26 protein-coding genes are annotated in these 26982 nt (G+C 46.2%); 1 reads left to right on the plus strand and 25 read right to left on the minus strand.

What is annotated here, in order from left to right; translation table 11 throughout:
- Positions 1–125 precede the first annotated feature (125 nt).
- The 21 genes from ppnN to AC1RR2_RS18085 form a co-directional block, all read right to left on the minus strand.
- Entirely contained in the window at positions 126–1496 is a 1371-nt protein-coding gene (gene ppnN, locus AC1RR2_RS17985) for a nucleotide 5'-monophosphate nucleosidase PpnN (RefSeq protein ID WP_493223651.1), read from the minus strand.
- Between the two features lie 211 nt (positions 1497–1707).
- Positions 1708–3042, minus strand: a complete 1335-nt coding sequence (gene rlmD / locus AC1RR2_RS17990) for a 23S rRNA (uracil(1939)-C(5))-methyltransferase RlmD (protein WP_493223652.1) — start codon at positions 3040–3042, stop codon at positions 1708–1710.
- A gap of 189 nt (positions 3043–3231) precedes the next feature.
- A complete protein-coding gene (rpoS, locus tag AC1RR2_RS17995) occupies positions 3232–4287 on the minus strand; it encodes an RNA polymerase sigma factor RpoS (protein ID WP_493223653.1) in 1056 nt (351 codons plus the stop codon).
- Between the two features lie 65 nt (positions 4288–4352).
- Positions 4353–5264: a peptidoglycan DD-metalloendopeptidase family protein gene (locus AC1RR2_RS18000; protein ID WP_493223654.1), complete on the minus strand. Its 912-nt coding sequence runs from the start codon at positions 5262–5264 to the stop codon at positions 4353–4355.
- A 108-nt stretch (positions 5265–5372) separates the two neighbouring features.
- Positions 5373–6236 carry a protein-L-isoaspartate(D-aspartate) O-methyltransferase gene (locus AC1RR2_RS18005; RefSeq protein WP_493223655.1) on the minus strand — a complete coding sequence of 288 codons (864 nt, stop codon included), beginning with the start codon at positions 6234–6236 and terminating at the stop codon, positions 5373–5375.
- The gene (gene surE, locus AC1RR2_RS18010; protein ID WP_493223656.1) at positions 6233–6970 is read right to left on the minus strand and encodes a 5'/3'-nucleotidase SurE; all 738 of its coding nucleotides are present in this window, start codon (positions 6968–6970) and stop codon (positions 6233–6235) included. Before surE ends, AC1RR2_RS18005 begins: the two co-directional genes overlap by 4 nt.
- Positions 6971–7156: 186 nt before the next feature.
- Entirely contained in the window at positions 7157–8425 is a 1269-nt protein-coding gene (locus AC1RR2_RS18015; protein WP_493223657.1) for an HD-GYP domain-containing protein, read from the minus strand.
- A gap of 316 nt (positions 8426–8741) precedes the next feature.
- Positions 8742–9518 carry a uracil-DNA glycosylase family protein gene (locus tag AC1RR2_RS18020; protein WP_493223658.1) on the minus strand — a complete coding sequence of 259 codons (777 nt, stop codon included), beginning with the start codon at positions 9516–9518 and terminating at the stop codon, positions 8742–8744.
- Positions 9519–9546: 28 nt separating this feature from the next.
- Entirely contained in the window at positions 9547–10032 is a 486-nt protein-coding gene (locus AC1RR2_RS18025; RefSeq protein ID WP_493223659.1) for a type II secretion system protein N, read from the minus strand.
- 53 nt (positions 10033–10085) lie between these two features.
- On the minus strand, positions 10086–11306 hold the full coding sequence (gspF, locus tag AC1RR2_RS18030; protein ID WP_493223660.1) for a type II secretion system inner membrane protein GspF: 1221 nt from the start codon (positions 11304–11306) through the stop codon (positions 10086–10088).
- Between the two features lie 49 nt (positions 11307–11355).
- Complete coding sequence (gspE, locus tag AC1RR2_RS18035; protein WP_493223661.1) at positions 11356–12786, minus strand: type II secretion system ATPase GspE; 1431 nt, start codon at positions 12784–12786, stop codon at positions 11356–11358.
- Between the two features lie 5 nt (positions 12787–12791).
- Entirely contained in the window at positions 12792–14993 is a 2202-nt protein-coding gene (gene gspD, locus AC1RR2_RS18040) for a type II secretion system secretin GspD (RefSeq protein ID WP_493223662.1), read from the minus strand.
- A gap of 22 nt (positions 14994–15015) precedes the next feature.
- Entirely contained in the window at positions 15016–15795 is a 780-nt protein-coding gene (locus tag AC1RR2_RS18045; RefSeq protein WP_493223663.1) for a type II secretion system protein N, read from the minus strand.
- A gap of 1 nt (position 15796) precedes the next feature.
- Positions 15797–16300 (minus strand): type II secretion system protein M, encoded by a 504-nt coding sequence (locus tag AC1RR2_RS18050; protein ID WP_493223664.1) that lies wholly within the window; start codon positions 16298–16300, stop codon positions 15797–15799.
- On the minus strand, positions 16297–17580 hold the full coding sequence (gene gspL, locus AC1RR2_RS18055; RefSeq protein ID WP_493223665.1) for a type II secretion system protein GspL: 1284 nt from the start codon (positions 17578–17580) through the stop codon (positions 16297–16299). Before gspL ends, AC1RR2_RS18050 begins: the two co-directional genes overlap by 4 nt.
- 101 nt (positions 17581–17681) lie before the next feature.
- On the minus strand, positions 17682–18737 hold the full coding sequence (gene gspK, locus AC1RR2_RS18060) for a type II secretion system minor pseudopilin GspK (protein ID WP_493223666.1): 1056 nt from the start codon (positions 18735–18737) through the stop codon (positions 17682–17684).
- Positions 18734–19408, minus strand: a complete 675-nt coding sequence (locus AC1RR2_RS18065) for a PulJ/GspJ family protein (RefSeq protein WP_493223667.1) — start codon at positions 19406–19408, stop codon at positions 18734–18736. The genes gspK and AC1RR2_RS18065 overlap by 4 nt, the downstream gene beginning before the upstream one ends.
- A complete protein-coding gene (gene gspI, locus AC1RR2_RS18070) occupies positions 19398–19796 on the minus strand; it encodes a type II secretion system minor pseudopilin GspI (RefSeq protein ID WP_493223668.1) in 399 nt (132 codons plus the stop codon). The genes AC1RR2_RS18065 and gspI overlap by 11 nt, the downstream gene beginning before the upstream one ends.
- A gap of 6 nt (positions 19797–19802) precedes the next feature.
- Positions 19803–20315 carry a type II secretion system minor pseudopilin GspH gene (gene gspH / locus AC1RR2_RS18075; protein ID WP_493223669.1) on the minus strand — a complete coding sequence of 171 codons (513 nt, stop codon included), beginning with the start codon at positions 20313–20315 and terminating at the stop codon, positions 19803–19805.
- Positions 20303–20770, minus strand: coding sequence for a type II secretion system major pseudopilin GspG (gspG, locus tag AC1RR2_RS18080; protein WP_493223670.1), 468 nt, complete (start codon positions 20768–20770; stop codon positions 20303–20305). Before gspG ends, gspH begins: the two co-directional genes overlap by 13 nt.
- A gap of 234 nt (positions 20771–21004) precedes the next feature.
- Entirely contained in the window at positions 21005–21190 is a 186-nt protein-coding gene (locus AC1RR2_RS18085; RefSeq protein WP_493223671.1) for a DUF1289 domain-containing protein, read from the minus strand.
- A gap of 272 nt (positions 21191–21462) precedes the next feature.
- Here AC1RR2_RS18085 and AC1RR2_RS18090 point away from each other — a divergent pair, with 272 nt between their 5' ends.
- Positions 21463–22065 (plus strand): MarC family protein, encoded by a 603-nt coding sequence (locus tag AC1RR2_RS18090; protein WP_493223672.1) that lies wholly within the window; start codon positions 21463–21465, stop codon positions 22063–22065.
- A gap of 67 nt (positions 22066–22132) precedes the next feature.
- Here the strand turns inward: AC1RR2_RS18090 and AC1RR2_RS18095 are convergent, their stop codons facing one another.
- The 4 genes from AC1RR2_RS18095 to AC1RR2_RS18110 form a co-directional block, all read right to left on the minus strand.
- The gene (locus AC1RR2_RS18095) at positions 22133–23398 is read right to left on the minus strand and encodes a CaiB/BaiF CoA transferase family protein (protein WP_493223673.1); all 1266 of its coding nucleotides are present in this window, start codon (positions 23396–23398) and stop codon (positions 22133–22135) included.
- Entirely contained in the window at positions 23398–23994 is a 597-nt protein-coding gene (recR, locus tag AC1RR2_RS18100) for a recombination mediator RecR (RefSeq protein WP_493223674.1), read from the minus strand. Before recR ends, AC1RR2_RS18095 begins: the two co-directional genes overlap by 1 nt.
- Before the next feature lie 219 nt (positions 23995–24213).
- On the minus strand, positions 24214–24540 hold the full coding sequence (locus tag AC1RR2_RS18105; protein WP_390213312.1) for a YbaB/EbfC family nucleoid-associated protein: 327 nt from the start codon (positions 24538–24540) through the stop codon (positions 24214–24216).
- 20 nt (positions 24541–24560) lie between these two features.
- Positions 24561–26858: a DNA polymerase III subunit gamma/tau gene (locus AC1RR2_RS18110; protein ID WP_493223675.1), complete on the minus strand. Its 2298-nt coding sequence runs from the start codon at positions 26856–26858 to the stop codon at positions 24561–24563.
- Positions 26859–26982: the final 124 nt, after the last annotated feature.

Below are 26982 nucleotides of genomic sequence, written 5' to 3' on the forward strand. Positions count from 1 at the left end.
ATATTTGTTTTTTTCATTACCGTAGCAAAAATGCGCTGGCAAGCAACATGAGGAACAAAAAATCGAGCGTTTTCTTCCTACTTTGCCAGCACATCAACCACTTATGCAGCCACAGATTTGATCACTCACTTAATCACTTTATAGCAAGGTATGTAAGCTTTGCCTGGTAACTTCATGCGACTTTGTTCTACGAACGACGTCAACAAAATGTCCATCGCATGCATAATCTCTGGATCCCCACAGATTTCAAAATGCCCATGCTTTTCAATTGCACGTATGCCCTGATCTTTCACATTACCTGCGACCACACCAGAAAACGCTCTACGTAAATTGGCCGCCAACAAATGCGAAGGCTGTAGCTTATGCAGGGCTAAGCCCTTCATATTGGCGTGAGTCGGCGCAAATGGGTGTTGGAACTCAGCATCAATTTTTAGCAACCAATTGAAGTAATAAGCATCTCCACGCGCTTTTCTAAATGCACGAACTTTCTTAATTCCATCTTGCATCTCACGCGCTACTGCGACCGGGTCGTCAATAATAATTTTGTACTTGCTTTGTGCTTCAGCCCCTAAAGTCAAACCGATAAATTGGTCGATTTGTTTAAAGTAGTCGGAAGCGACTGCTGGCCCGGTAAACACAACAGGAAATGGTAGCTGGGCGTTATCTGGGTGTAGCAAAATTCCTAGCAAATACAAAATTTCTTCTGCCGTACCCGCACCACCAGGAAATACCACGATACCATGCGCCATACGCACAAATGCTTCAAGGCGCTTTTCGATATCAGGCAAAATCACCAAGTCATTTACGATAGGATTCGGTGCCTCGGCAGCAATAATGCCGGGCTCAGAAATACCTATGTAACGACCATTATCAATACGCTGTTTCGCGTGACCGATAGTGGCGCCTTTCATCGGACCTTTCATTGCTCCGGGTCCACAGCCGGTGCAAATATCCATAGCACGCAAGCCAAGATGATAACCAACTAATTTGGTGTAATCGTACTCAGCGCCAGAGATAGAGTGGCCACCCCAGCAGACCACTAAATTCGGACTAATCTGCGGCTGCAATAAATTGGCATTACGTAAAATATGAAATACCGCGTCAGTAATACCTTCGGTCGATTCAATATTGATATGTGCATTCTTAATAATCTCGCCATGGATGAAAAGAATGTCACGCAAGACGGCGAATAAATGCTCCTGTATACCTTTAATCATTACACCGTCAACAAAGGCGCTGGCAGGTGCATTTTTCACATCCAATTTAATACCGCGCTCACGTTGCACGATACTAATTTCAAATTCTTTGTAGCGTTCTAATAATTCTTTACCGTCATCTAAACCACTACCGCAATTGAGAACCGCTAAAGCACAACTACGAAATAACTGATACAAACTTCCGTGACTGGTGTCGCGCAATCGGGCGACTTCTGCTTTCGATAAAACTTCTAAGTGCCCTTCTGGCGCAATTTGGGTATCCATAACTTCATACTGCATATACTTACTCCTTATTGTTTTCTTTGTTCATCATCATTTATTTTCTCTTCGTACGATTAATCAGTATCCCCTCTGAATAGAAATATTTCAAGATGGCAATTTCAATTTTGTCTCGTATTAGAGTGCGTCATCAAACAAGGAAGTAACAACATCCCGAAAAAAAACCGACGCAAGGTCGGTTTTTCTATCGACATTTCAATATTAAAAACTATTAACGCAAATCAAAAACCGCCATAGATTCCACATGCGAGGTGTGTGGGAACATATTCACTACACCTGCCTTCGTCATCGTATAGCCCGCTTCGTTTACTAACATGCCTGCATCACGCGCCAAAGTCGATGGACTGCAAGAGACATACACGATACGTTTAGGTCGCAATTCCGGCGCAATATTTCCGAGATCAATCAAAGCCTGACAAACGGCCATAGCACCGTCCCGTGGCGGGTCTATTAAGAAGCGATCAAATTTACCCAAGGTCACAAAATCTTCCGCTTTAGCCTCAAATAAATTACGTGTCGCAAACGAGGTCTTTGCGTCTAAACCATTGGCACGTGCATTGTCCAAAGCACGTTCTGTGAGCGCAGCACTACCCTCAATCCCGACCACCTCACGAGCCAAGGTAGCAATAGGCAAAGTAAAATTACCTAAACCACAAAACAAATCCAAAATACGCTCGTCTTTTTGCACATCCAATAGACCTAAAGCACGCGCCACCAAGACGCGATTGATATGATGATTTACCTGCGTAAAATCGGTCGGCTTAAAGGGCATTTTCACACCGAACTCGGGCAACAAATAGTGTAAATCTGTCGTTTCAGGATAATACGGCGTTGCACTGTCAGGACCTGCAGTCTGCAACCACCATTGCACATTATGCTGATCAGCAAAAGCCTTCAGCTTCACGTCGTCACCCGGCCCAAGCGGCTGCATAATACGCAGCACCATTGCCGTCACATTTTCACCGATGGCCAATTCAATTTGTGGTAGGGCTTCGATAATAGTCAATGTCGTGATCAAGTCACGCAAAGGCATCAACATTTTGGAGATATGTGGCGGCAAAATTTCGCAGGTTTCCATATTCGCGACATAGCGCGATTTTCTTTCATGGAAACCGACTAGAACGATGCCCTTTTTATGCACATTACGCACCGATAAACGAGCACGATAGCGATAACCCCAGGTTGGCCCATAAATGGGTCGCATCACCATTTCGGATTTTACTTTTCCTATGTGAGCCAGATTATCTTCTAGCAGACGCTGTTTCATTGCAACTTGTGCATTCGCATCCAAGTGCTGCATAGAACAACCGCCGCAGACGCCGAAATGGGGACACTTGGGTGTCACGCGTTGCGACGATTCTTTGACCAGTGCTCCCATCGTTGCCGCTTCCCAGCTCGGCTTTTTACGATAAGTATTAAAACCAACGACTTCGCCCGGCAAAGCGCCTTCAACAAAGACCACTTTACCAGGTGAGCCATCTTCATTTTCAAGATGACCAACACCGCGCGCGTCCATGTCTAAGGAACGGATATTCAGAGTATTCATGTTAGATAAGGCAAGAGACGAAAGCTCAGCCTGAGGAAAATAGATTCAAAAGAAGTCGACATTATAACGTCAACACGCTTCCTAGTCCTATCGATGCGCGTTGACGATTAGTGATGGCAGAGGTGCTACTGGTCGAATCAATCTCAGCAAGAAGTATTCAAAATAGAAAACTAGCAAAACAAAACGCTATTACAACAAAGCATCACGTCCAACGCCACGAGAAGCAAAACTACGCTTCAATTTGATTAACGCTTCCTGCTGAATTTGTCGCACGCGTTCCCGAGTTATTCCCATCTCATCGGCCAAAGTTTCAAGTGTCACAGGATCATCATTATCCAAGCCAAAACGGCGCATGATCACGATACGCTGCTTGTCTGGTAACTTTGACAGCCAGTCTCTAACCAAGACGGTAACCTCGTGATGTTCGGCCTGCGTATCAGGCGCATGATCGGCATCCCCTGGCAGCATATCCAGCAAACTACTCTGAGGATCACCATCGAGTGGCGTGTCTAAGGACATCGCGTGCTCAGATAAAGCTAAAATATCTTGCACCTCATCCAAGGGACGACTAACCAAATGAGCGATGTCGTCTATCGTTGCATCTTTGCCGTCACGCTGCTGAGATTCCAAGTGATATTTAGCGCGCAGTATTTGATTCAATTCACGCACGACATGCACTGGCAAACGTATGGTGCGTGCCTGATTCATAATCGCCCGTTCTATGCTTTGACGTATCCACCAGGTAGCATAGGTAGAGAACCGAAAACCACGCTCGGGTTCAAATTTATCAATCGCGTGCATTAAGCCCAGATTGCCTTCCTCTATCATGTCAAGCAAGGCCACACCACGATTAATGTAATGCTTGGCAATCGACACAACGAGACGCAAGTTGTGCTCTATCATTTTTTGCCGTGCTTCAAAATCACCTTGCTTCGCCAAAGTAGCAAAATGCAACTCTTCGGCAGCGCAAAACAATGGGCGTGTGCCTATCTGATTCAGGTAATGTTGGGTGGTATCGGTAGATAATTCCGCAGCAAGGATGTTCTTAATTTCATCGATAGGCGCAATCGCGACCGACGGGATTTCCTCTTGCTTTTGAGGGTCGTCAATGCCATCACCACTGTCATCCATGCCAATTGAATCATCGTCGTCATTCAGTTCATCATTACGATCACGCAGCGCGACTGCATCATCATCGAGATTCCCCTGCGCTTCCTGCATTTCGTGCTTTGAATTCTTGGACATAATGTAAGATTAAACCTGCGTATAAAAATGACGAACGATCAAACCACCAAATTTGGCAGAAAAAACTAACGTGCGGGTAACAACTTCATAGGGTCAACCGGTTTACCTGCCTGACGAATCTCAAAGTGTAATTTCACGATATCACTATCTGAATTACCCATTTCAGCAATTTTTTGCCCCTTACTTATAGACTGACCTTCCTTGACCAAATTGACTTTGTTATGGGCATAAGCCGATAAATAATTATTGGCATGTTTGATAATCAGCATATTGCCATAACCACGCATGGCGTTTCCCTCAAAAATTACCTTACCTGCAGCGACCGCTACCACGTCCTGCCCAAGCTTACCGCTTAGATCGAGGCCTTTATTCTTTTGATCGTCAAACGTCGCAATGAGTTTCCCATCTGCTGGCCAAATCCAATCTATCGCTTCCACCGCTGGGGTCGCCACGATCTTCTCGACAGACTTAGCTGCAGTCGGCTCTGTTTTCGCAACAAGGTTTACCGGACTGCTCTCTGCCGCTTTTTGTAACTCAGCTAAATTACTTTCAGAATAAGGACGCTTATCGCCTTTTGGTGTGTTTTTATTGGTAGACGGGTTGATTGGCGTGAGACTACGAATCTCTATGCCCGATGAACTCGCGATGGGAGAAGTCTTAACACCACTACTGCCCTCAGGTCCTATCCATAGCACCTGATCGACTTTAATATCATTAGGATTGCGTAAATTATTCCACGCCACTAAATCGCTATAACTTTGGCCATGATCAAACGCAATACGCAACAAAGTATCACCGCGTTTAACCGTATAACTTGGACGTACCTCCGCCTCTTTCACAACAGGAGCCACTACAACAGGTTTAGCAACTGGCACAGGGACTTCCGCACTACGCTCGACCACCGGCGCGTTATTTGGCACCGAGCTGCAAGCACTGAGCATAGCCAACAACAAGAGCACAGCATTTTTCTTTAACATGCAACTTTGCTTCATACGCATTTCTTATTCAAATAAAATTTAAGTAAAGGTGTAATCTTGCGTCGTTTTTGAATTCAATTGAGCACTTTGTATGCACTAAATAAAACGCTAAATAACACCTTGATGCAGTGGTACAAAATGACATTGCTCCAAAACCGAACTATTCCATTCATTTTGGCCGACACGCTCTATCAATTGCAAGACTTGATACCGTCCACCCACCGGCGCAATTAAACGTCCACCTATATTCAATTGCAATAGTAGAGCTTGGGGCACTTCCATACCAGCGGCTGCCAATATGATACCGTCAAATGGGGCTACTTGTGGCAAACCTAACATGCCATCTCCATAATGCAAGCGAATATTTGGAATACGCATGGGTCGCAAGTTATCTTTCGCCAGTTCGTGCAGCGCTTTAATACGCTCTATCGAATACACATCTTGTGCCACCAGAGACAGCACTGCAGCTTGATAACCACAGCCAGTGCCAATTTCCAAAACTTTTTGCAGGTTTTTCCCATTCCGCATAATTTCTGTCATGCGTGCCACGATATAAGGCTGTGAGATCGTTTGATGATGACCAATCGGCAAAGAAGCATCAATATAAGCCTGACTCGACAGCCCGGACTCGATAAACATATGCCTGGGAATAGCGTCCAAGGCGGCAAGAACGAGCTTATCCTTGACACCTTGTTGAGCTACCCGCGCCACCATCGCCTGACGAATTTTGTCTGACACCATGGCTTCAGATCGCACTGCAGGTTTATGATTCGGTTTACCGTATTCGGCCATGCTTGGATTAAAAGAGGCCGTCTTCGATGGCGAAAAACCGCTTGGCCTAGCAGGGATATGACTTGCCGCATTTTTTACTGCGGTCTGCGGCATTGCTGCCGTCACTTTAGAGGGAGAATTGCCACGCTGATCAACCACTGACGCCAGACTTAAAGGGAAACGTTTTTCTTTTGTGGTCATGCCAAATCCGCTACAAGAGACTGCATTTGTTTCATATTAGTGATATCTATTTGTAGCGGTGTCACAGACACAAAGCCTTGCGCTGTAACGGCAAAATCAGTGCCCTCACCGGCATCTTTGATGGCACCAACTGGACCTATCCAATAAATCTTGCGTCCAGCTGGATCTTGCGCCTGAATAACGGGTTCGGACATATGGCGTTTACCCAGACGTGCACCGCGCAGCCCGCCTAGGTTTGCATAGGCTAAGTTAGGAATATTCACATTCAAAAGAAAGGGACGTGGCAGAGAACAGAAATCGCGCTGCACAATCTCGCGCGCGACACGAGCCGCATCTTCGATGTGACACCAACCTTTTTCCACTTGAGAAAATGCGATTGCAGGAATGCCAAACAAGTAAGCCTCAGTCGCTGCGGCCACAGTACCAGAATATAAAGTATCGTCACCCATGTTTTGTCCATTATTAATGCCAGAGACAACCAAGTCTGGCTTTTCGGACATCAACGCGGTCAATGCGATATGCACGCAATCAGAAGGCGTACCATTCACAAAATAAAAACCATTATCAGCACGTTGCACCGATAAGGGTCTATCTAATGTCAAAGCATTAGAGGCACCGGAACGATTACTGTCCGGTGCGACTACCGTAATTTCTGCGATCTCACGCAAGGCATTTGCTAAAGCGACTATGCCGGGCGCTAAGTATCCATCGTCATTGCTGATCAAAATTTTCATAGAGTCATTTTACCTGATGCTCAATATGAAAATCATGCATGAGTGGATTTATTTGAAGGCGTTGGTTTTCAGACAAAAATACAAAACAAAGAACAAAATCATGAAAAATTTCGTATTGTCATATCCATCCTTTGCATGGAAAATTTGCCTACATTAGCACTCAGATGAGTGCCCGCTTTTTGTTTATCAAGTACCATCCCCAGCATCGCCCAACCAATAGCGATCAATATCTTTTAGCGCCCAAGTCGAAGCGTCTTCACGCGACACTATTTTATCTTGCAAACCTGGCCCACTCAGATCGAGCAAAACGGGGGCAATATAGGCCATGGATTTGGTAGAAAAAAACGCCCTCACTTTCGGCAACAATAAGGACTTGCCTACTTGCTGTTCTACGACGACACCTAATCGCCCCGAATGCAATTTGACTAAGGTACCAACGGGATAGATACCAATACTACGAATAAAAGCCTGGAATACTCGCTCATCAAAATGCCCCTTACTCCATTCGGACATTTTCTTCAAAGACTCTGCAGGGCACCAGCCTACTTTGTAAGGGCGATTCGAAGTAATCGCATCATAAACATCACATACCGCTCCCATTTTTGCATACAGACTAATCTGTTCGCCACGCAAGCCTTTAGGATAACCACTTCCATCAACCTTTTCGTGATGGTGCAAGCAAACATCCAGTGCGATTTCTCCTACGCCTTTGGCTTCTAACAGCATTTCGTATCCGGCGCTGGGATGTTCTTTAACTGATACAAATTCTGCCTCAGTAAGTCGACCGGGTTTATTCAAAATCGCTGCTGGCACGGCCATTTTCCCGATGTCATGCAACAGCCCTGCCAAGCCTGCTTCCCTTGTCTGGTCATCGCTCAACCCCAACTGGCGAGATAAAGCAATCATCAAAGCACAAACAGCAACTGAATGCATGTAGGTGTAATCATCAGCTGTTTTTAAGCGTGCCAAGCCTATCAATGCTCCCGGATTACGCATTACCGACAGCGCAATTTCTTCAACTAATGGCATCGCCTGTTCAGCTTCAATTGCCTTCCCCATACGCGCTTCGCTGAACATGCAAAACACGGCGGTTTTAGACTTACCAACGATCTTCGCAGCGCGTCCTAACTCTGCATCCATAGAGACAGACGCAACTTCACTAAACGAGGCGGTTGGGGTGAATGCTTGCTTAACTTCAGGTAGCGCTTGTGGCTCAACGAGTTCAACAGGTGCAACAGCTTCCGCTGCGTCTTCGGTTCTAGGCGCCAATACATCGCAACCTTTATCCGTATCGATCCAGACTTCCCGAATACCTGCTTTTTTTATCTTTTCGATTATGACTTCGTCATCAATTAAAAAAGATTTCTGCCAAAATGGCGAGGACATCCAAGAAGCACATAGTTCTTGAATAAACATACCTTGACGGATTTGTTCGAAGTGAATTTTCTTTAACATACTAGTAACTGCCTTTTAGTGCGCCTTAATGCGCTCAATCACGCTACAGATCAGTCAATGATCTCTGAAGTTACCCAATACCATTCAAAACATTTTGCGCTAACTTAATGCTGTTAAATGATATCTACGTACGTATATTAATATATTTCCCAAAATCAATTCAAAGCGATTTAGATTTAATTAGAAGTGCGGCGTCATCGCAACAAGTCTCGCCAGAATAAATAAAAAAACATAATGCAACTCACTCAACATTACGATAACGCAAAGACAAATTTGTTTTGCCGCAAACGATAGATACTAATAAACAATAATGCGTTTACCGTTCTCTCAATAAAGCAAACGGCGCAAATAGCGCTTGCATAGCTTGGTTTGTTATAAAACTCAAATTGTATGGATGTTCGGATCGGACAATCTCGAATTGTGAAAGGCTGTTGATCTTGGTTAAACGTTCCGCTATTTTCCCCCACAAAATTACCACAGGCTTGCGTGGTAACCGACTGAGGGCTTCAAATACCGACTCCAAAAAACTCTCCCAAGCTTTGGCATCAACAGAAGGCGATACATGCGAGCGAAACACTAATGAGGCATTCAACATCAAAAATCCATTCGACAGAAAATTTTGATGCAGATCCTGCATGGTTTGTATCATGCCTGAGCCTTCAGCTCGCGCCTGGTTCGAAATTTGGGCCAGTGTCGCTGAATTCAAATTTGCAGCGTGCAAAACGCCTTCCGCCAGCAATAACATCTTCATAAAATTGCGCAGCGACGTAGCGCGATTAACCGATTTACTCAAACCGCCATGTGCTTCTGTCGACCAAAGACTATTAACTGCCGCGTCCATAAAACAATAGCCATTGGCACTTGATGCCCGCGGATAAGGCCCTTCACCGACCAATACAAAACGAATTTGATCGAGAGGCACAGAAAAGGCGGCAAAAATTCTTTGTCCCTCAGGCAAAAAATCATCTTGCGCTAAATTATCCAGATAGTCAGGCGATTTGGTTTGCATCAATAGCAAAGCCTGAAACAAAATAGGCCTCCAACTTGGATCGGCCAATTGCAGCGCCTGCTCAAAATAAACGGGCAAATTCATCAAAAAAATATCCGTCTAAATGATTTATTTAAGGACGCTGTGTTGGAGGTGCTAAGGGAGGTGGAACTTGCATATTCGGTGCGGGGGGCGCTATCGATGTTATACCAGCATGCACAGGTGCGGGAGGCAAATCGATACGGCGGCTGACGCCAGCCTCCGACACCATAATATGATCGCGATGGACTTCAGACAAAGTGACGCCGTTGAGCAGTTCCTTACCCACACCTATCGTCATCGTCGGCTTGCCATCCACTGCCACTATGGCTGCACTGTCTTTGGAGCGCGCAGCAACAATCACACCTTTCAATTGATAATTACTGGGCGCGGCTTCTGCCACTGCTGCTTGTCCAAACAAGCTGCCCCACTGCTCCACCGCAGGTTCGTAACTGGCAGTCATCACCGGCGCCACGATAGGGCGCACTTTAGGTTTAAAAATTTGCAAACCCCAATAACTCAACACAGCACACAGCAGGGCAAATGAAACCACAGTAGCCAGCATAGGAAGACGCTTCATATTTCACTCATTTCTCATTCTTTTATTTTCATACTGACTCAAGACTAAGTCGCTTATCGAACCAATTGATTGATTTCAATGATGGGCATCAGAACTGCCAAGACAATCAATAGAACGACGACACCCATTGCAAGAATCAATAAAGGTTCTAGCATGCCGGCGATGGTTAAAGCACGACGTTCTAAGTCCTGTTCTTGTGCTGATGAAGCGCGCTCCAACATGGCGGGCAATTCCCCTGTCACCTCGCCAGCGCGTATCATATGAATTAACATTGGCGGAAAATGCTTATTAGCAGACAAAGCCCGCGCCAGGCTGACACCTTCGCGCACGCTATTAGTCGCCTCTTCAACCTGTGCCCGCATGGCGACATTGGACAAGGTTTCACGGCTGGTCTGTAATGCCTTTAAAATTGGAACTCCAGATCCCGTAGTGATTGATAAGGTACTGGAAAATCGAGCCGTATTTAAACTGCGCTCAAACTTTCCATACATAGGTGCATCCAGTAACCAGGTATGCCAACGCATCTTAATTTGTGGATTCTGTAGCGCTTTACGGCAAGCAAACACAAGACCGACTATAGCCACCGCGACTATCCAACCATAAGCACGTACAAAATCCGAAATCGCCAACATGATCACGGTCAAAATCGGCAATTTTTGTTTGGTATTCGCAAACACTGAAACGATTTGAGGCACTACATAAGTCAGCAAAAAAATGACAATCGCAAAAGCAACGACCGTCACAATCGCAGGATAAGTAAATGCCAATTTCACTTTTTGAGTCAAAGCATTTCGGCGCTCAATATAATCAGCCAAGCGCGAAAGTACACGTGACAATTGACCGATCTGCTCACCCGAAGCAACCAGGGCACAATAAATATCGGTGAAGTCATGCTGATGCTGTTTTAATGCATCAGATAAAGAAGAACCCGCCAAAATCTCAGAACGCACTGAAGCAATCAAATCACGGATGTACACACGCTCAGCCTGCTCAAGCAAAGCTGAAAAAGCCTGCTCCAATGGAAGACCGGCTTCCAACAAGCTGGCTAATTGGCGTGTAAATAAAGCCAATTCAACGGTAGACAAATGTTCACCAAAAAAAGCCCGAGATTTTTTGGCATCACCACCCGCCTGCGTCGTGATTAGTTCTACCGATACCGGAACCAAATGCTGATTACGCAAATCAGAACGTGCCGCACGAGCACTATCTGCTGTAAGCACACCTTTTTTGTTCCCGCCTAGTTGATCTATGGCTTCATAACGAAATGCTGGCACCTGGCTATACTCTCTTATCTGTTTTTATAGGTTCTGATCTAAGGTCACACTATTCTTTCGTGACGCGCAACAATTCTTCGCGCGTGGTCACGCCCGCATCCAGCCAGCGCTGTCCATCTTCGCGCATGATCTTCATTCCATCACCTTGCGCCGCCAGACGAATCTCCGCTTCAGAAGCCTGATGATGAATTTGTGCTGAAATTGCCTCTGTGGTCAACAACAACTCATACACGCCAACCCGGCCCTGATAACCAGTATGACCGCACTGATCACAACCGACCGACTTCCATACGCCAGCTTCTTGCACTTTGCAATGTTTGCACAATTTACGTACCAGGCGTTGCGCGACCACACCTAACAAAGAAGATGACAATAAAAACGGTTCTATGCCCATATCCAACAGGCGTGTGACCGCAGCAGCAGCATCATTCGTATGCAATGTTGCCAGCACCAAATGGCCAGTCAATGAAGCCTGCACAGCGATTTGAGCCGTTTCCAAATCTCGAATCTCACCTATCATAATCACGTCAGGATCTTGGCGTAAAATCGCCCGCAAGGCTTTCGCAAACGTCATATCAATCTTGGCATTGACCTGTGTCTGTCCAATTCCAGCTAATTCATATTCGATAGGATCTTCGACTGTGAGAATATTGGTAGTGCCAGCATTCACACGTGAAAGTGCTGCATACAAAGTGGTAGTTTTACCCGAACCTGTTGGCCCCGTCACCAAGACGATGCCATGCGGCTGCGCAATCAAATGATCAAACTGCGTCAGTACTTCAGCACTCATACCAAGATGCGTTAAGTCCAGCTTGCCCGCTTCTTTATCCAACAAACGAAGTACAGCACGTTCGCCATGTCCGGTCGGCAAGGTTGAAACGCGAACATCAACTGGCTTGCCACCTATGCGCAAGGTAATCCGGCCATCTTGTGGCAAACGTTTTTCGGCGATATCCAATTGCGCCATGATTTTGATGCGTGAAACTAAAGACGCATGAATCGCTTTCTTAGGTCGTATTACATCACGCAAAGCGCCATCCACACGGAAGCGCACCACGGAAATCTGTTCAAACGGCTCTATATGAATATCCGAAGCACCTTCGCGCAAGGCTTGCGTCAACAAGGCGTTAATCATGCGAATCACAGGCGCATCATCGGCAGACTCTAATAAGTCTTCGATTGCGGGCATATCTTGCATTAGCTTAGCCAAGTCCATATCCGACTCAACTTCACCCACCACATCGGCGGCATCACCACCGGAACCTGCGTAGGCGCGCGCAATTTCTAACAATAAATCGGCGTGCGGCATTACCTGCAATTGCACACGACCAAAGCGGCGTCCGGCTTCCAACACCGCACTCTGTTTGGATTGCGTCGACACTTTTAATTCGACAGGCGCACCTTCTAAGTCATCACGGCGATTCGCTAAGATAGAAAAATCTCGGGCGAAGGCAAATGGCAATAATCGATTCTCTGACATACGAATTATTGACCTTCTTTTTTAACTGCTTTGTTTTTATCAGCGGCAGTTGGTTCCGCCGGTGTGATCAACTTTCCTTTTTCCAGCTTCAAAAATGGAACATCGGTTTCATTTTCCATGCTGCGCAGGTACTGGGTACGTAAATAATCATAGCGATCCAGCGAGACATTTTTACTATCTTCCGCGTTACGAATGATGGTTGGACGCAAGAACACCATTAAATTCAATTTTTTGCGACTTTTCTCTTTATACTTAAACAGGTTACCTATAAACGGTATGTCGCCGAGAAGTGGAACTTTTGTCTCATTACCAGTATTGTCGTCACGAATCAAACCACCTAATGCAATAATCTGACCATCTTCGACCAACACATTGGTAGCGATAGAACGTAAGCTAGTGGTAATGCCAGAGCTTCCAGGGACAGGCTCTTTTGCAACGCTAGAAACTTCCTGGGCGATCGAAAGCTTTACAGTTCCTCCTTCAGAAATTTGCGGCTTAACTTTGAGTCTGATACCAATCTCTTTACGCTCTATGGTTTGAAACGGATTGGTGGCAGCAGCACCAGTAGTTGCGCCAGTATATTGGCCAGTCACAATCCCAACCGTTTGCCCGTCAACAATAGTCGCCTCTTCATTATCCAAGGTCACCAGATTTGGCATAGACAGCAAATTTGAGCCATTGTCATTTGCAATCGCTTTAGCGATGGCTCCAATTCCTAACTGACCACCAATTTGACGAAACAATCCAATATTAAAACCATTGGAAAGCACAGCTGTTTTTGCAAGAGCATCACCAGCAAGACCAGCTAAATTTCCCTTATTCGAACTAACGGCACCCAAACGATAATTGCTCGTACTATCACCGGTTACGCCGGCCCATTCAACACCCAGTTCAGCAGATTTACTTTCTGACACTTCGACAATAATAGTTTCAATATAAACTTGCGCACGTCTAGCATCGAGTTGATCAATCACACCACGCAAGTTTCGATACACTGCATCACTCGCGGTAATAATCAGTGTATTGGTGGCTTGATCTGCCTGAATAAAACTACTACCACCTCCACCACTTTGTCCTTGGTTACTGCTACTAATTGGCAAACTCAAGCTTGCCCCACCTGAACTCGACGCTGAATTATTGCCTGGCGTTGTTCCCATCCCACTATTGTTCTGATTGGCGCCACCAAAACTTGAATTACTATTTGAACTGCCAGAGCCTGAACTTGAAGGTAATGAACTATCACCGCTTAGAATAGAACGCAAAGTTGCGGCTAATTTCACCGCTTCTGCATTTTTCAAATAAACCACATGGATATTGCCAGGCAACGCTGTTGGCTGATCAAGTTGCGCCACCAAAGTTTTAATCAAATTGGTACGGGCAACTGATGGTGCTTTAATCAACACCGAATTCGTGCGCGAGTCTGCCAACACGATGGCACGTCCGCCATCCGCACTAGCCTGATTGCCTTCATTTAACCGGTTCACCATGGTCGCTACGTCGCTAGCAATCGAATGTTTGATTGGGACAATCACCAATTCAGGATTGGCAGGCACATCCAACAAAGCAATCACTTCGGCCATGCGGCGCATATTGTCCGCGTAATCCGTGATCACAATGGTGTTGTTACTTGGGCTGACATTGATAACGTTATTTGGTGAAATCAAAGGACGCAAGACCGTCACAATGTTATTTGCTGGCTCATAATTGATACGAAACACTTGCGTGATAATTTGGTCGCCTTTCACGCTCTTAGGCTGAGTTGGGCCACCCTGCAATTTTGCGTCATTCTCAGGTACCACTTTCGAGAAGCCATCCGAAGTCACCACCGCGAAACCTTGCATACGCAAATTGGACGTCAAGAGTTTGAACGCCTGCTCTTTAGTCAGAGGTTTTTCGGCGACCAAAGTCAATTGTCCTTTGACACGGGGATCAATCACAAAAGTGGTACCCGTGTAATGCCCCACGGCTTTAATCACCGATTCGATGTCCGCATTCACAAAATTCAAACTGGCCGCTTCGCGGGAGACATCTTGCGCCATGACCGTATGCGGCAACATCACCGTACTCAAACTCAAGGTAGTCAATGCCACACCACCAATCACGGCACTTTGCCATTGCCTAGGTAGTATCGAGAGTACTTTTATTTTGTTCATTAACTCGATCTTCAATTTTTTTGTCATTGCGCCGGCTTGTGTCGATGTTTTCATTTTGTTCTTCATACTATTGGACTCACTTATATTCTAAAGCGATGATTTGTTTGTCGCCTTCCTGGCGACGTCTCCCCAGCAAATTCAATAGATTTGCCATTTTTTCTTCTTGTCCCGGCTCGGCATACGCCTTACCAGAAAACTGAAATCGTCCTTGATTGAGTTTGCCATTCCCTTCTAACATCATTGGACCCTTGCTAGTTGTCAAATCTAAATCTGCCACTTCGCCGCGCCATTGCATCATCACTTTATAACTACCCAGTGGTTTAATCGAAGACGCACGTGAAGCCATCTCACTCATGTCTAATTGCATTCTTCCATTTAACATCAATTTCGCATCGATCCGCATCAAGTCCAACTCACCCCAACTCAACAATATTTTTCCGGTTGGACCTATGGTATTGAGCGGTGCGCCCAAACCTTCCAATCGTTCGGATGGCAGATTCAGACTCGCTGGGCTTAAGCGCCATTGCGTCAAGTTTCCAGTCACTTGCACTGGTTGCGACAATGCCGCGGCATTCTCCACCGCCACGGATAACTGTCCCAACAAAATCATAGGCGAAATTTGCCAGACAAAACGACCTGGAAATAATGGTGTAACTGCCGAATTTTTATCTGCCGCGACGCCAATAAATGCCGAGCCGCGCCAAAAACTGCCCTGCACGTCACCCAAAACAATTCTTCCTGCGGTCTGTTTTTCTATCAAAGACCCAACCCAGCTAGCTGGCAAATAAAACAAAATTGTCGCAAAAACACTGACAAACGCTACTAGCAGCAACAACAAAACTTTTTTTCTGAACATCTTAATTATTCACTCTTTGTTGACGCAGACTCACCACTACACTCACTTGCCCCGGCTCTGCCAACGCAGTAAGTTTAATATCGTCAACCGTCAAACGCGCCGCTCTTTGCATTTCCAGCATCCATTCCATAAGGTTGGCATACGCCACCACATTGACTTGAAAACGGACTACATCATTTGCGACGGTCAACGACTGCGTCTTGATATTTCTGCGCGTCAAACTCGCCTCAATCGACTCCCGTGTCATCACCGGCACTAAGTCCGTCATTGACTTCGATAACTGTGCATATTGCTCAGCCATCATATTCATACTGGCTGCCTGTTGTTTCACTTTGGGAGTGAACTCCCGTAAATTCTTTATATTGCTCATTGCTGGCTGGACACCAATCAAATATACCGCACTAGCAACTATCAGCAATCCTACGGCAAGCAAAATACGTCTCTCGCGCAATTCACGTTTATTCCATTGATCCAGCAATTCATCAAAAAAAGATATCTGTTTCATCGCGCACCACCAGCATCGACCGTAATTTTTAACACACCCTCTTTGACATCCAGATTGAGATTACGTACTTTCAAACCTGAGCGTAATCGATCAACCGGGACTTCCGACATATTCTTGGGTGTCACATATAAACTGCGTTCGCGATACTCCATTGATGCAACGCCAGCGACAGGCAGAATACCTACGGTCTGATCCCAAACTTGTGCAAACAAGCCGCTTAACACCAGAAAATCATCATTACTCGACTGTCCGGTCAGTTTCTTTGCCGCGTTAATTTTTTGCTGCATTTGTATCATTGGGTCCTGCACGACGGTTTCGTTCGGAAAACTTGTTTTGTAAATGGACATCAGAGAGCCACGAATTGCATTCGATTCTCTTTGCAAAGTCCACCACTCCCAATTCAGGCCCAAGACACTAATCAATACCGCACAAGCAAACAAAATCAAGGACCAACGCCAACGTATCCAATCGAAGGCTTTCTTGCCTTCCAGCTGTAAACTTGAAAACAAGTCCAAAGATTTCGGCGAGATTGAGGCCAGCTTGATCTTCCAATCTACTGGATGAAAATGTAAGGCCCTATCCTGTAATTGGGCAGCATTTTTTTGCAATTCCAGGGTCACGCCGGGTTCAGCATAGATAGCCAAATCACCTTGGGGTACCAATAGTTGCACCGCCTCTATCAAGCTTTGATGTAGTGTGTCAGGCGTGGCAGAAAGATGGTGGACGTCAAGATAAAACCCAGCAACTTGCTGATCTTGACTAGAAACGCTGATATCGAAACCTTCATTTGTAGCTGGCAAAGCTTCGATTAAGACTGAGGTTTGATCAGCGTGCAGTGGCAAACCCGTAGCAGTGGCGTAGGCAGAGATTCTTCGAACGGAAAATTGTTCACACAAGCGAGAGAGCTGCTCCATCCATGCCCGAGAAACTACGGCAACGACGCACATACCATCGACGGGCGGTGCCGCGATAAACAATAATTCAGCCGGGTCCGCCAACAGTTGTTCTTCTAAAAGATTGGGAAGCGCTAATTTCAACTTAGCAAACGGCATAGGTGGTACGGCCACCTTCAATACAGTCACGTCACTGGCCGACACCATGAGCACAACCTGAGCCAGATCGGGCGCGAGCGATAGCAAGGAAATAATCCGCTGCGTTCCTTGCTGCAAAATATTTTTCTCTGCGGATGCTAAGCAATAAGGAAATAGAAACTCATCCCAATGCTCACCCGCACCGACTGCTGCCTTTGCAGGCACTTGTAAATAAAGCGTACTCGCCATGTTCTCCCAAACCCTTTAATAAATTGAGTTTCTTTAGCTCTTTTTTTATTGATGTAAAACGCAGACTCAATTTTTATACTTTGTACCAACGCTTTTTTAAATTAACTCTCTTTTATCCATAACACTTCCACTTGTGGGCCTCTACGCTTAAATAAAGCATTCACCTCCAACAAGGAACGATTTAATTTCACTCTGCCATTAATGACAAAATATTCCGTTCTAAAATCCAAGAAGTCTTGTGCGGAATTTGGCACTTTATTTGAAAAATTTAATTGAAATTCTTGAAAACCCAAAAAATAAGCACGGTCACGCGTCGCAATCATCAATGCAGCATCGCTCATACTCACATTAGCCAGACGCGCGGATAATACCTCGGCACTAGTCGTATTCACATTAATTTTTGTATATTCAGGTAATACGGTGACAAAATTCTTTAACTTCTCGATCATCTGCGGCGTAAAACCCGGCACCGACAATAAATCATCGATTTGACTAAAACTTAAGAATTGTACTTCGGAATTCGGACTTGTCGATAGACCAATAGCTGCCCCTCCAACTGGATTTGTTGTACCCGACGCAGTTGCGGAACCTGCCGCCGTTCCATTTGCACCTGTCGCCGCGCCAGTCCCACCCGGCGCCGCTGGGCCAACCTGCAAGCGCTCCTGAGTAACGGCAATCTGTGCAGCAACGTTTTCAGCCAAGCTCGAATCCATACGCAAATTAGACAAAAGTTTGGCGAAGACCGCCTGCTCTTGCAAATTAATGGCGCCATTTTTTGCCAAATTTGTGAGATTAAACTTAGCTTGTGCATCGCTAATTTGACCTGACAAAGAAGCTTCACTCTCCTCAGTTTCGGCCTTACCATTTTCGACGTATTGATCGAGCCGGGTGTCGCCCAAGCTCACGGCCCAAGGCTCGCCTAGGTGATCGACCTTACTGGTACGCTCATCTTCCCGTAAAATCAAAGAAGCCCAATCCAAGGCTCCTCGCAACACCCATTTTTTTTGCAATTGATAGCGTTGATTCTCTATCGAACGTACTTGCACCTGTTGCTGCCAGAACAAACTGGCAACAATCGTAATTGCCAGTGTTGTCAGCAGTAAAGCCGTCACCACCGCGACTCCAGATTGCTGGCGCAGAGTGCGGACGATTTTCACGCTGCCCCCAGCAAAAATATTTTCAACAAAGGATTGGCCTGCCCTGCCAATTGCATAGTGACTTCTAATCCAGTTTTTCTTGGCACTGGTTTGCCGGTTTTTCCAGCACCAGGAACCGCGGCCTGCGGTGCTGCTATATCAGTGCCAGCGACACGCCAGCTATTTTCATCATTATTCCAAGTACGCATCTGAAATACAGTAATGTCGGTCTGTAATTTAACAACTGGCATGTTGTCATTGCCATTAATCGCATTTTGCCAGTAGGAATCAAGAATTTTCAGGTCGCGGGTGGCTATCGATTCACGGCGGGTGAAGACACCATCTTGCATGCGATAAGCAACCACTTGCAAACGAGTTGGCTGATTGTCGTCATAAACCGTGCGTATCAAAATCAATTGCTGATCAAAAGCGCGCAAATTATCTCTACCGGGCAAAAGAGAAGCACTTACCAAATGGGCACAATCGTTTTCTAGCTGCACAAAACTGATCTGCGCACCTCGACTCTGCTCTAACTCACGAGTTAAAGTGACTCGTGCGCGAATAATACTATCCAAGCCGCTCCAGCCCATTACGGCGATTATCGCCAGAATAGCAATCGCAACCAATAATTCAATTAGTGTGAACCCGCGTCCAGCGGTCAAAAGGGAAGGACTCAAGAATCTAGGGCGCATTCGGCACCACCTGAGTTAATTTGGCTAATCGTCTTTGCAAATTACTGGCATCAAAAACCAATACTTCAACGCGCCGAAATGAGGGATTCGGTGTCGACAAAACGTGCTCTTCACAAAGCAAATTCAGTTCACCCTGTGAGCATGGAAAACTACGTTCGCCTATTTGTGGCCATTCTTTACCCAGACGAATTTGTGCCAGGCGATTTTCCGCAGACCAATTGGCCATCATGGTTGCACGTAAGCCGCTACTGTTTTGCGCCAAGCTCCCGACCGCACGCAGACTAGCGCCAAGCACGGTACCAACGATTACCAGCGCAACCAATACTTCAAGCAAGGTAAAACCAGACTCGTGTCGATAACAAGAAATACTGTAAGGTTTTGAGATCATGGTTTTCTACTCAACTACAAAGTGACCAACACCATCGGCATTGATCGTGACCTGATCATCTGCAACCCGCAATGTCATTAAGAAAGGCCGGCTAACCGGTTCACGACCAAACACTATACGTAAATTGCGTGCTGCTTGTTCATCATTGGAAACGATATCGAGCTTGGTCTCTGGAAACGTAAAATCACGACTGCGCAAGGTATCCAAATCTTCCAACTTTTCCCATTTATTCTCATTCAACACAAGAAATTGATAACCTTTTTCTTTTACTTCAAATGCTGTCGGACGATTGCGTACGATCGCCTCTTCACGCGCCAATTGCAGCAAAAGCGAGATGCGCTGGGCATCCGTTTGCAAACGCTGTTTTGTGCTTTGCATCGCATTCAAAGATACTGCACCCAACATGATGCCCATAATCACTAAGACCACGAGTAATTCAAGCAAAGTAAATCCGCTCTGGCGCAGGCGCAAAGCGGATTCCGTCTTCCTTGAACAATCAGAGAATATTAAAGATCCCACGAGCCGATATCAGCGTCGTAACCGGCGCCACCAGGCTGACCATCTTGTCCATAGGAAAAAATTTCCACGTCAGATTTCAGACCAGGCGACATGAATTGATAAGGATTACCCCAAGGGTCTTTCGGTAATTTAGAAATATAACCTTCTGGTTTATAGCCATTGGCTGCAGGGCCGGAAGTCGGCTTGGTGATCAAGGCTTGTAAACCTTGCTCAGTCGTTGGGTAGCGCAGATTATCCAACTTATACATCTTTAATGCGCCTAACATGGTAGAGATGTCTTGTTTTGCTTGCAGGACCCGAGCATCATCGGTGCGCCCCATTAATTTAGGTACGACCAAACCAGCCAAAATACCCATGATCACCAAAACGATCATGATCTCAATTAAAGTAAAGCCTCTGTTTACATTTTTACCTAAGCCATTAGCCAGCTTCTTCACTACATTCTTTGTTCGCATACCACTTCCTAATCTAAGTCGACTTTCAGTTCAATCTAATTCTTGATCATTTTGATTTAAAAAAACCATCACAATACCAACACCTCACGCAAAGCCAACTCAAAACATATGGAAATTAGCAAAAGCGCATCGGAGAAATCCTAACATGAAACCCATGAAAAATTTTAGTTTCTATGTAACAGAGCAGCTTAATTTTAAAATTACAACAAACAGTTTCTAATAAGGACTTAAATCCTAATTGCGCCGTGGATAACCTTGCGCCAAAATTCTCTCCCATACGCTGTCTTTTTGCTCTTGAGTCATAAACACCCAATCAGCTACTTCAGCCACAGTGCGCCCGCAACCACGACAAACATCGTCGAAAGTAGTAGAGCAAACCGCGACACATGGCGTGTCGGGCCGATTATTTTTTTCATTCATTTTTAGTTCCTGCAACTATCTTTAAAAAGTGCCATTTTATTGCGTCACAATTATACCCAGTAATAGACCCATCACCTCTTGGCTAGACGCAGGTCTTTTTGTAAGACTAAGTAAATCATTTCGTTCGTCCATACATCAGAATCGAAACATCACAAAAAAACCAAATTGCAGTTAAAACATAAAGCAGTATTGACCAGACCTGCATTTCCCAGCAGAATCGGAACAATTCGTACACATAACAAAAACATCAATCTACATTCTAGGGAATCTACATGACACAAGAATTTTTCCAGGCATTAATTTTACTCATTCTAGTCACCGACCCGTTCGGCAACATCCCTATTTTTGTCAGTGTGCTTTCCAAAGTAGCGCCCGAACGACGCTGGCGAGTTGTTGTGCGTGAATGTGCAATTGCCTTTATTCTGCTTTTGCTTTTCATGTTTTTCGGCAAACACTTTTTGGCCGCGCTGCAGCTATCCGAAGTGGCTTTGCGCATCGGTGGCGGGGTGATTTTGTTTCTGATCGCCCTGCGCATGGTATTCCCACAAGAAGGGGGCGTATTTGGAGATGTCGAAGGCGACAATGAACCTTTCATTGTCCCATTAGCGATACCTGCTCTGGCTGGCCCCTCTTCTCTCGCAACGGTCTTGCTATTCTCTTCCGACAGTCGACTAGACGTTGTGATCCATGTAGCAGCTTTGGTTGCGGTTGCTATTGTTTGGTTAGTAGTCTTACTCAGCGCCGAACGCATGCAGCGTGCTTTGGGCGTGCGCACGATGACCGCGGTTGAACGATTGATGGGCTTAATTTTGACCGCGATGGCCGTAGAGATGTTATTAGCGGGAATCCGTGAATATCTCAAGACCTTGGGCTAACTTATTGAGCTTTGCTAACTTGATCATTCGGCAGTCTCAAATAAGCGCATTGGTATGAGCACCGATTTTAAATAATTTGGTGCTCTTTGAATTCTGCAATTTGCGCTGCATCGTAGCCTAACTGTGACAACACTTCTTCTGTGTGCTCACCCAGCTCAGGCCCCAACCATTTAGTCTCACCCGGCGTCTCTGAAAGCTTAGGACTGATGGCGGGTAATTTGACCGGCGTGCCGTCGGCAAATTGATGTTGCTCGAACATATCACGCGCTTGAAATTGTGCATCGCTCATCATATCGCGGACAGAATAAATTTTACCAACAGGCACATCCGCTTGACGCAATACAGCTAGCGCACTATCTATGGTGTGGGTCGAGCACCAGGTTTGAATCGCCGCATCAATTTCAGCAGTGCGTGGCACGCGCCCATCATTTCTCTGCAAGCCAATATCGTTCGCTAGATCTTGACAATTAATTGCCAACATCAAGCGATGAAAAATAGCATCACCATTGCCAGCAATAACGATATTCTCGTTATCGGAAGTGGTATAAGTATTCGATGGCACTATGCCCGGCAATGCACCACCAGTACGTTCACGCACCACGCCGGCAAAGTCGAATTCTGGCACCAGCGATTCCATTAAATTAAATACCGATTCGTACAATGCCACGTCGACCATCTGCCCTCGCCCAGCCACACAATCTACGCCGGACTTTCCATTCCAACGTCCACCAGTGACATCCCGATGGCGCAAGGCCATCATAGCGCCGATCACACCATGTAATGCCGCTACAGAATCACCAATCGAGATACCCACCCGCACAGGCGGGCGATCAGCATGACCGGACACATAGCGTAATCCACCCATCGATTCACCTATAGCACCGAAACCGGGCAAATCGCGCATGGGACCGGTCTGACCGTAGCCTGAAAGTCGAACCATAATAGTGGCGGGATTCTCAGCTCGCAAAGCATCAAATCCAAGCTGCCATTTTTCCAAAACACCTGGACGATAATTCTCTATGATGATATCGGCATCGAGTGCTAGCTCACGGGCAATTTTCTGCGCCTGTGGCGTTTTCATATTTAAGGTAATACTTTTTTTATTGCGCGCCTGCACGCTCCACCACAGAGAAGTGCCGTCTTTTAATACGCGCCAGTGACGCAATGGATCACCACCATCGGGTGCTTCTATCTTGATGACTTGCGCGCCAAACTCGGCCAGCATACGCGAACAAAATGGGCCCGCAATGAGCGTTCCCAATTCAAGAACCTTGACACCGGCAAGCGGCCCTGTTTTAGGCTCAGACGAAAATGTAGAAGAAGCTGCAGTCATCAAGTCACCCGACGATCTAACATGGCACGTGCTATGGTACCAGGGTCGACATATTCCAACTCTCCTCCCACCGGTACGCCACGAGCCAAGCGGCTGACATGCAATCCACGTGCTTTCAAAGTCTCGCTAATGTAATGGGCGGTTGCTTCTCCTTCATTATTGAAATTGGTCGCCAATACAACTTCTTTGACCACACCATCGGTAGCGCGTCGTATCAGTTTGTCCAAATGAATGTCTTGTGGCCCAACACCGTCCAATGGCGACAAACGCCCCATCAAAACAAAATACAGACCTTTAAATGTCATAGTCTGCTCTATCATCAATTGATCACTAGGCGACTCCACCACACATAACATCGTGGTGTCGCGCTGCGCGTTAGTGCAGGTATCGCACAACTCATCTTCTGTGAACGTATTACACGAACGGCAGTTATGCACCATATTTAATGCATTCAACATCGCTTTGCCGATTTGTTCTGCGCCTTCTCTATCATGCTGTAGCAGATGATAGGTCATACGCAAAGCAGACTTCGGCCCTACGCCCGGCAAACGCCGCAAAGCCTCGGATAACTGTTCAAGACTACTTAATGATTTCACGCGGAGATCTCAATAGAAGAGGCGCACCAAAAGCATACTGATGCGCCTGAATTAGAACAAGGTGAAGGTAAGCAAACAAATACAAAAACAATCAATAACGAGCAATCATTTTCGGATCAAAATTTGACGCCAAATTTCTCAGACCGTCTCGAATGGTTCAAATTTCGTTTTACCAAAACACAGTGCGTCAAAGTTTGCGATACGAAAGCTGAGCGCCAATTAAAATGGCATTTTAAAACCCGGTGGCAAAGGCATACCTGCGGTCAGTCCAGACATTTTTTCTTGACTGGTTGCTTCCGCTTTGCGCACGGCATCGTTAAACGCTGCCGCAACCAAGTCTTCCAACATATCTTTATCGTCGGCCAATAAAGAAGGATCAATCGTGACGCGCTTAACATCGTTTTTACAAGTCATGACTACCTTCACCAAACCAGCACCAGACTGACCTTCGACCTCGATCAAAGCCAATTGATCCTGGGCTTTCTTCATATTATCTTGCATAGCCTGCGCTTGTTTCATCAAGCCTGCGAGTTGATTCTTCATCATAATTAAATCTCCTAATCAAATTAAATCGGGCGCACACTGCCCGTCAAAATACTGGCGCCAAATTCGCGCATTAAAGTCTGTACAAAACTATCGGATTGAATCGCCTGTTCCGCCTGCACTTGTCGTTCTGCACGCTCGGCGACGGCCTGCGCATTGGCCGTTTGCTCTACCGCACCGATCTCAAAATCGATGCGAATTTCTTTGCCAAATTCGGCAAATCGCTCATTCAGTGCGGCAGTCAATTTCTCACCGCTACCAGCAGACAATAAAGTTTGTAAAGGCACGCACAACTTCAGCACAATTGCATTTCCATTCAACTGACAAGAACGCAATTCACTTTGTTGCGCTAGTTGCTGAGCCACACCGCGCACAGATAATGAAGCTGCCAGATTTGGCCAGTGCCCGTCCCAATTAATCTCAGCCATAGGCATCAATTGCAAAGCTTTGCAAGCACCAGCGATTGATTTTGGCGCGGGTTCAGCCAAAACCTCTGGCGCTGCCACTTCGTCCGACGACGCATTTACTTCTTTTTGCGCGACCACAGCCGGCGCGGGCAATACATCGGTGGGCGTAGGCACAACATTCACTCCCAACGCTAATCCGGCCTCACTATCCTCAGTCCAATAATCAGCTTCTTGGATATCCTTATGACGACCGGTAGGACGTGATGTCGAGCTTTGATCAAATTCTATGTCGTCCCAGGGCGGTGGCATCTCACTACTTCCGCCATAAGTTGGCACTGATTCGACCACTCTCGCTGTAGGTGCCGCTTCAGGATGAGTGTTATTTTGTGCCGAAGTCACCACAACTGGCGCGACTGGCTTGGCGATTGCATCGGATGCTGGTGCAAGCGCAGGTGCGCTTGGTACCGACGGCCTATTTACACCTTGTCCATTTTGTTTCTGACTACTGGCAGCGCGCGCAGCAGCTAAAGCAGCCATTGCCGGACTCATAGGTTTTGTTGCTGGCGCTATGCTTACCGCCGCATCAACTGCTTGAATAGGGATTGTTGGTATTGGCACCACCGTTGCAGGAGACACCGATGGAGAAGTCAATGGTATAGCATTAGCTTGCAATGGCCTGCGATTAGGCGCCTCATGTGATACCACTGGTGTCGACTCGTGCATTGCAACCGCCGGACGTCCAGAAGCCATAGGCGAGCCATGATTTATACTGCCTTTTGAATGAGCGTTATTGGCTCCCGAACCACCTGAACCTACTGACGAGGCTAGCGATGCGGGTCGAAAAGCCAGCATACGCAACAGGGTCATGCTAAAGCCTGCATATTCATCTGGCGCCAAACCAATTTCATTGCGGCCATGCACTGCAATCTGATAAAACAATTGCACTTCTTCCTTATTAAAACCCTGCGCCAATCGCAACAGTTCACTACGTTCGGGTATATCATCTGCCAATGCCGCAGGCACCATTTGAGCGACTGCAATCTGATGCAGCATCGTACCCAAATCTTGCAAGGCGGCTTTATATGACAGACTACGTACCGCCATTTCGTCCGCAATCGCCAATAGAGCCGCACCGTCTTCCTGAGCTAAAGCATCAAGCAGACGTATCAAATAGGATTGATCTAAAGCACCAAGCATACTTTGAACGGCATCCAAGCTAACTTTACCGGCCGCGTAGGCGATCGCTTGATCTGTCAAAGACAGCGCATCTCGCATGGAACCATGCGCACCTTGCGCCAGCAAGCGAAGTGCGGGCAACTCAAAATCAATATGTTCTTGGCCTAAGATATTTTCCAGATGACCAACGATATGACCTGGTGGCATTTGCTTTAAATTAAATTGCAAACAGCGGGACAACACGGTCACTGGGATTTTTTGCGGGTCGGTGGTCGCAAGAATAAATTTGACGTGCTCTGGTGGCTCTTCCAAAGTCTTTAACATGGAGTTAAAGGCATGGTTAGTCAACATGTGCACCTCGTCTATCATATAGACTTTGAAGCGGGCGTTTGAAGGCGCATAAATCGCCTGCTCCAATAGCGCCGCCATCTCGTCTACCCCGCGATTCGAAGCGGCATCCATCTCTATGTAATCGACAAAACGCCCCGCGTCGATTGATGAACAAGCATCACAAACACCACACGGTTGCGCGGTTATACCTTTTTCACAATTAAATGACTTCGCCAAGATACGAGACAGCGTTGTTTTACCTACTCCGCGTGTCCCAGTAAATAAATACGCGTGATGCAAACGCTGCTGTTCCAGTGCATGTGTAAGTGCACGGACAACGTGTTCTTGGCCAACAAGAGTGTCAAAACTCTTAGGGCGATATTTTCTGGCGAGGACTTGATAGGACATGATGCAATTTTACCTTATTCTTCCGCGCAAAAATCGCGATTGGGAGTGATGATCAATTTCAGACAAAATAAGCGTGATTGAAATTCTGTTCACGTTGATTGGTAGCAGTGAATGTATTTATAGA

The organism is Undibacterium sp. GW821-FHT11H02 (assembly GCF_058808015.1).